Here is a 7315-nt window from a genome sequence, read left to right on the forward strand (position 1 = left end):
TTTAAATTACCATTTGAGGTCAGGATGACGAGCCGCCTGAGCTTCATCTAATTTGCGTACTACAGTATTATGTGGGGCATTTTTTACTATTTCAGGATTATTTTCTACCTCTTCTGCAATTTTACCCATTGTATTTATAAATCTATTTAAAGTATCTAAATTTTCAGTTTCAGTTGGTTCAATCATTAATGCTTCTTTAACAACAAGTGGGAAATAAATAGTAGGAGCATATTGACCATAATCTAATAATCGTTTTGCAATATTTTCAGTGCTTGCTCCTTTTTCTTTTTGTTTACTTCCAGATAATACGAATTCATGTAAACTACTTTCATCATAAGGAAGTTCAAAATCATCTCTAAGTTTAATTTTCATGTAATTTGCATTTAATACAGCATTTTCTGTAGTCTTTTTTAACCCTTCTTTTCCAAGAGATCTTATATAAGAAAATGCTCTTATCATAACACCATAATTACCATGGAAAGCATGAATTTTCCCAATTGATTTAGGCCTATCTCTATCCCAATAAAATTCTCCCTCATTTTCTTTTAATACTGGAGTAGGTAAAAATGGTTCTAAAAATTCTTTTACACCTACTGGACCGGATCCAGGTCCTCCACCACCATGGGGGGTAGAAAATGTTTTATGAAGATTAAAATGCATTACATCAAAATCCATATCTCCTGGACGAGCATAACCTAAAACAGCATTCATATTAGCTCCATCATAATAAAGCAATCCTCCGGCTTCATGAACTATGTCAGCTATTTGGGAAATATCTTTTTCAAAAATTCCCAAAGTATTTGGGTTTGTCAACATTAAAGCTGCAGTATTATCATCAACTTCTTCTTTTAAAATATTAACATCAACCATACCTTCTTCATTTGATTCAATTTCTACCACATCAAAACCAGCCATAACAGCACTGGCCGGGTTTGTACCATGAGCAGAATCAGGAACTATAACTTTCTTTCTATCTTCATTTTTATCTTCAAAATATTTTCTAATAATTAATAAACCAGTTAATTCACCATGAGCACCAGACGCAGGTTGTAATGTCACATTATCCATTCCACTTATTTCTGCCAAATAATCTTTTAAATTAAATAATATATCTAAAGACCCCTGAACATCTTGTTCAGATTGATAGGGATGGAGTTGGGTTAATTTACTTAATCTTGCAATATCTTCATTTATTTTCGGATTATATTTCATTGTACAGGATCCTAACGGATAAATACCTGAATCTACACCATAGTTCATTTCAGACAAACTAGTATAATGTCTTACTACATCAACTTCACTAACTTCTGGCAAATCCGGTGCTTCATTACGTAAATAATCATCATTTATTATGTCATCAACTTCTTTTTCCGGAATATCAAGTTCTGGAAGTGTATATCCTGTTCTTCCTTCACTATTATAATCTTTAATGAGAGGTTCTTTCATCTGTTAGCACCTCCAGTTTATTCACAAATTCATTCATTTCTTCTTTTTTTCTTTTTTCAGTAACACAAATAAGTAATCCTTCTTCTTCATCAAATCTTTCTAAATTCACTCCTGCTAAAATATCTTCTTTATATAATTCTTCTTTTATTTTAGCTATATTTAAATCTGATTTTACCCAAAATTCATGGAAAAAGTTATTTTTATTAACAACTTCAAAACCATCAATATTATCAATTTTTTCTGCAAAATAATGTGCTTTTTGAGTAGATTGATATCCAACTTCTTTGATACCTTTTTTACCCATAGTAGACATATAAATAGCAGAAACTAAAGCATTTAAAGATTCATTACTACATATATTAGAAGGTGCCTTTTCTCTACGTATGTGTTGTTCTCTGGTTTGCAATGTCAAAACAAAGCCTTTATTTCCCTCTTTATCTTCAGTAGCACCTGCCAATCTTCCTGGTAATTGTCTTAAATGTTTTCTATTATCACGGATTGCCATATATCCAAGATAAGGACCACCATAATTAATAGTATTTCCTAAGCTTTGGCCTTCGCCTACAACAATATCTACTCCAAATTCACCTGGAGCTTCAAGCATACCTAAAGTTATAGGATTAGCCGCAACTATAAATAATGCTTTTTTATCTTCTAATAATTTTCCTATTTCTTTTAAATCTTCGATAGTACCATAAAAATTAGGATATTGAATAACCACAGCTGCTGTTTCATCATCTAAATTTTCTTTTATTGTTTCTAGATCAGTTTCAGAATTATTCAATTCAACATTTTTAAGATTAACAGATTTAGGTTCTGTATATGTTTTTGTAACTTTACGATAAGAAGGATGTACTCCCTTAGAAACAAGTACTTTATTTTTACGAGTAATTCTAGCTGACATAAGAACTGCTTCAGCTAAAGCAGAACCTCCATCTAACATTGAAGCATTAGCAATGTCCATACCTGTTAATTCAGCAATCATACTCTGATACTCATAAATAGCTTCAAGAGTTCCCTGGCTTAATTCTGCCTGATAAGGTGTATAAGCAGTGTAAAACTCTGATCTTGAAACTATATGATCAACTATACTTGGTATATAATGATCATAAGCACCTGCTCCTAAAAATGATGTTTTTTCTTCCAAATTAATATTTTTATCAGCTTTTTCTTTTACTAAATCTAATAATTCTAATTCAGATATTCCGGAAGGCAAATTAAATTCTCTATTAAATCTTACTTCTTCCGGTACTGCTGAAAAGAGTTCTTCAATATTCTCTACTCCAATTTTATTTAACATTTGTTTTCTTTCTTGAGGAGTATTGGAAATATAATCCATTTATTTTCCCTCCCTGACTAATTTAATTTCTATTCATTTTCTACATAATCTTCATATTCTTCGTTATCCATTAGATCATTTAACTCTTCTTCATCATCAAATTCTATTTCTACTAACCAACCATCTCCATAAGGATCTTCATTAATTAATTCAGGATTATCTAATAAATCTTCATTTACTTCAACAATTCTTCCAGTTAAAGGCATGTATACATCGGAAACAGTCTTAACTGACTCAATCACAATAAACTGCTCATCTTTGTCAAATTCATCACCATTGTCAGGTAATTCAACAAAAACAACATCTCCTAATTCACTTTGAGCAAAATCACTAATTCCAACTACAGCAGTATCTCCGTCAACACTAACCCATTCATGATTTTCAGCATAATATAAATCTTTTGGTATTTTCATTTTTATTCCTCCCATATTTTTTAATTTTTTTACTTGTCATAATTTTAAATAAATATCATTTTTAATTTTCTTCAATTTTCATTTTTCATCATTTGAAACATTCATTGTTAAATAAAAGGTGTTTTTACTATTTTTGCTTTTACTTTTCTATTTCTAATCATAATATCAATTTCGTTACCTATCTCTGCCTCTTCAACATTTACATAACCTAATCCAATATTTTCATCTAAACTCGGAGAAAAACTTCCACTTGTAACTCGACCAATTTTTTTCTCATCTTTTGTTATATCATAACCATGACGAGGAATTCCACGTCCAACCAATTTAAATCCAATTAATTTCTTGTCAATCCCTTTGTTTTTAACTTCCAATATTTTTTCTTTACCAATAAAATCATCTTTATCCAGATCAATTGCAAATCCTAGACCAGCTTCAAGAGGATTGGTATTTTCATCAATATCATTTCCATAAAGACATAATTTTTTTTCAAGGCGGAGAGTATTACGAGCTCCTAAGCCAGCTGGTTTTAATTTAAAATCATCACCAACATCCATAATTGCATTCCAGAGGTCTTCAACATCTTCAGAATCACAATATAATTCATAACCTTTTTCACCAGTATAACCTGTTCTCGAAATTAAAGTTTTTATTCCGCCAACTTTATCATCAGCAAATCTAAAATACTTAATATTAGATAAATCTATATCTGTGATTTTCTCTAAAATTTCTTCAGATTTAGGACCCTGCAAAGCTAATAATCCGTAATCTTCAGACAAGTTTTCTGCAGAAACTTCTCCCTTTAAATTTTCTTTAATCCAATTATAATCTTTTTCAATATTCGAAGCATTTACTATTAATAAGTATTCTTTTTCAGCAATTCTATAAACTAAAAAATCATCTTTTATACCACCATCTGAATTACACATTACGGTGTAAGTAGCCTGTCCAATATTTAATTTTTCAATATTATTTGATAATATTTTTTGAAGATTGGCGAGAGCATCTTTTCCACTAACCTTTACCTCACCCATATGTGATACATCAAATAATCCAGCTGATTGACGAACTGCTTTATGCTCTTTAATTATACTACTATAATGGACCGGCATTTCCCATCCACCAAAATCAATCATTTTAGCTCCTAAATTTTTATGTTTATTATTTAATGGAGTTTTCTTAATATTAGCCACCTCCTAATTTGAATTTAAGAAATATTTTAACCTAAAATACTTAATAAAATAACAAAAAGGAAGCAAAAGTATTAACTTTTTGCTTCCTCTGTCCTCTCTAGTTCAGAGTCACGTCCACCCAGATTGCGTCTGCCTGAGAGTTTCAGCAATTTATGCCTTGCTCCTTCGGCGGCCATTTATTGGCCTCTCACCTGAGCTTCACCCGTCACTATGTTATTTTATATTTACATTATACAATATAAATATAATTTTGTAAAGAAATAAATATTAACCAGGAGGCCATTGTAATTGTCTACCACCTAATAAATGAAAATGAACATGAAAAACGGTTTGTCCACCATCTTCATTACAATTACTTACAATCCTATATCCATCCTGGGCAATACCATTTTTTTCAGCAAGAGCAGCAGCGACCTGATAAATATGTCCAATTAATTCCTTATCTGTCATTTTTAAATTATTTAGAGTTGAAATATGCTTTTTAGGAACTATTAACATATGAACAGGAGCTTTGGGATTTATATCTTCAAAAGCAACAACTTTTTCATCTTCATAAATCAATTCTGTGTCAGTTTTACCAGAAGAGATTTTACAAAAAAGACAATCACTCATTTTATCCCCCCTTTCAACTATATAATTTTTGCTACCACTTTATTATAATTATAGCTTTCTAATAATTTTACTTCTTTTAAACTATTTTTCAATTTATCTTTATCATCAATTAAAACATGTAAATAATTATCTGTGACTCCAGTTAGCATATCTGTTTTTGTATCTCTTTTTTCTTCAATGACAACATTTCTTTTCTTATTTAAAAATTTATTTTGATATTTTTTCATTAATGTTTTATTTAATTTTATTAATTTATTGCTTCTTCTTTTTTTAATTTGGTCTGGAATCTTAGGTTCCATTTCTGCTGCAGGAGTACCTCGGCGAGGTGAAAATGGGAAAATATGAAGTCTGCTAAAATTCATATCTTTAATAAACTTATATGTTCTTTCAAAATCTTTATCAGATTCACCAGGAAATCCAACAATAACATCAGTGGAAATAGCAATTTCTGGTATTTCTTTTCTTATATCATTAATAACATTAGCAAATTCATCTATTTTATATGGTCTGTTCATAGCTCTTAAAATCGCATTACTACCATTTTGTAGAGGAATATGCAAATGACTACAAAGTTTATCATTCTCTTTTATTAGCTGTATTAATTTTTTATCAATTTCTGTCACTTCTAAAGAACTCAATCTTATTCTAAAATTTCCATCAATATCTATAATTTTTTCTACTAATTCACTTAATTTATTGTTTTTATTATTATCCAAACCATATTTTCCTAAATGAGTTCCAGTTAAAACTATTTCTTTAACTCCATTTTTTACTAACTCTTTAATTTCCTGTAAAATTGAACCTAATTCTCTGCTTTTAATTGGTCCTCTGGCATAGGGAATTATACAATAACTACAAAATTGATCACAACCATCTTCTATTTTTACATTGGCTCTTGTCATCTCATTTACTTCATTTAAATGCATATCTTCAAAATTTCTAATATATTTAAAATCCTTTATATTGTTTAAATATAGTTCATTATCATTTTTTTCGCCTTTTTCTTCCAGTAACTCAACAATATTTTTTTTACCTTCACTACCAATTATATAATCAACTTCTTCTATTTCCTCTACTTCTTCAGTAAAAGCCTGAGGATAACATCCTACCATTACAACTTTGGAAGCAGGGTTTCTTCTTTTAGCTCTTCTAACTCTTTTTCGAGATTTACTTGCAGCCTGATTGGTAACTGTACAACTATTTATTATATAGTAATCAGCTTTTTCTTGAAAATTAACAATTTTATAACCTGCATTTTTAAATAAATCTATCATACCCTCAGTTTCATATTGGTTCACCTTACATCCCAAAGTATAAAAAGCTACTTTTTTCACTATCTATCCTCCTAAATCTCCCAATTCATATAATATTATTGATAATCCTACAATCGGAGCAGTTTCAGTTCTTAAAATCCTAGAACCTAAAGTTACAGACTGAGCCCTTAATTCATTTTCCATAATTTCAATCTCTTTTTTAGAGAATCCGCCTTCCGGGCCTATTATTAAAAGAATATTTTTATCTTTTCTACTATTAATATCTGATAATATCTCAGAAAGTATTTTTCGTTTTTCTGAAGCCCAGAGAACAATAACCAGATCATAATTATTTTTTAGGTTTTTTAATTCTTTTATTGAAAAAATCTTTTCAATTTTTGGAATAATACCACGTTGTGACTGTTTTGCTGCTTCTTCTGCTATTCTTTGCCAGCGGCCAATTCGCTTTTTTTCTTTTTTTCCTTTTAATTTTACAACTGTTCTTTTTGTTTTTAAAGGAATGATTTTTTTTACACCAATTTCAGTAGTTTTTTGTACTACCAGTTCCATATTTCTTTTTTTAGGAATAGCCTGGGCAACAGTAATAGTATGATCAGGTTCACCTTTGCTTTTTTCTTGGTTTATAATATTCCCTATCACTTTCTCAGATGTAAATTCATCAAGTTCAACAATTAAATCATAACCATCACCTGTACATGCAACAATTTTATCACCAGATTCAAGTCTTAAGGCTTTTGAAATATGTTTATAATCTTTACCAGTAATTGAAACTTTATTATTTTTAACATCACTTTGATTTATAAAAAATCTATGCAAAAACATCATCCTTTCTTAATCATACTCTACCAATTTAATCTTTATTATATTTTATAATTAATAGTAAAACTTTGTCAATCAATAAAAAGAATTATTTATAAAAAAATATACCCCACCGAAGTGGGGATTTAAATTAATTATTAGTTTTTAACCAAATGCATCTCTTACTTTTCTAAAAAAACCTTTTTTTTCCGGGTTTATTTCATCACCACTTAATTCAGCAAA

General features: G+C 29.5%; 7 protein-coding genes and 1 riboswitch. All 7 genes read right to left on the reverse strand.

From position 1 onward, the window contains the following. Nucleotides 1–6 precede the first annotated feature (6 nt). Nucleotides 7–1446 carry an aminomethyl-transferring glycine dehydrogenase subunit GcvPB gene (gene gcvPB, locus VJ881_07410; GenBank protein HKL75877.1) on the reverse strand — a complete coding sequence of 480 codons (1440 nt, stop codon included), beginning with the start codon at nucleotides 1444–1446 and terminating at the stop codon, nucleotides 7–9. Continuing rightward, nucleotides 1427–2785, reverse strand: coding sequence for an aminomethyl-transferring glycine dehydrogenase subunit GcvPA (gcvPA, locus tag VJ881_07415; protein ID HKL75878.1), 1359 nt, complete (start codon nucleotides 2783–2785; stop codon nucleotides 1427–1429). The genes gcvPB and gcvPA overlap by 20 nt, the downstream gene beginning before the upstream one ends. 29 nt (nucleotides 2786–2814) lie before the next feature. After that, nucleotides 2815–3198, reverse strand: a complete 384-nt coding sequence (gene gcvH, locus VJ881_07420) for a glycine cleavage system protein GcvH (protein ID HKL75879.1) — start codon at nucleotides 3196–3198, stop codon at nucleotides 2815–2817. 107 nt (nucleotides 3199–3305) lie between these two features. Then, on the reverse strand, nucleotides 3306–4388 hold the full coding sequence (gene gcvT, locus VJ881_07425; GenBank protein ID HKL75880.1) for a glycine cleavage system aminomethyltransferase GcvT: 1083 nt from the start codon (nucleotides 4386–4388) through the stop codon (nucleotides 3306–3308). Between the two features lie 111 nt (nucleotides 4389–4499). Further along, nucleotides 4500–4590: riboswitch (glycine riboswitch) on the reverse strand. Nucleotides 4591–4655: 65 nt separating this feature from the next. Beyond that, entirely contained in the window at nucleotides 4656–5000 is a 345-nt protein-coding gene (locus VJ881_07430) for a histidine triad nucleotide-binding protein (protein HKL75881.1), read from the reverse strand. 17 nt (nucleotides 5001–5017) lie between these two features. Further along, on the reverse strand, nucleotides 5018–6334 hold the full coding sequence (gene mtaB / locus VJ881_07435) for a tRNA (N(6)-L-threonylcarbamoyladenosine(37)-C(2))-methylthiotransferase MtaB (protein HKL75882.1): 1317 nt from the start codon (nucleotides 6332–6334) through the stop codon (nucleotides 5018–5020). Nucleotides 6335–6337: 3 nt separating this feature from the next. Then, complete coding sequence (locus VJ881_07440) at nucleotides 6338–7090, reverse strand: RsmE family RNA methyltransferase (protein ID HKL75883.1); 753 nt, start codon at nucleotides 7088–7090, stop codon at nucleotides 6338–6340. Nucleotides 7091–7315 lie beyond the last annotated feature (225 nt).

It is taken from the genome of Halanaerobiales bacterium (assembly GCA_035270125.1).
Classification (GTDB): Bacteria; Bacillota; Halanaerobiia; order Halanaerobiales; family DATFIM01; genus DATFIM01.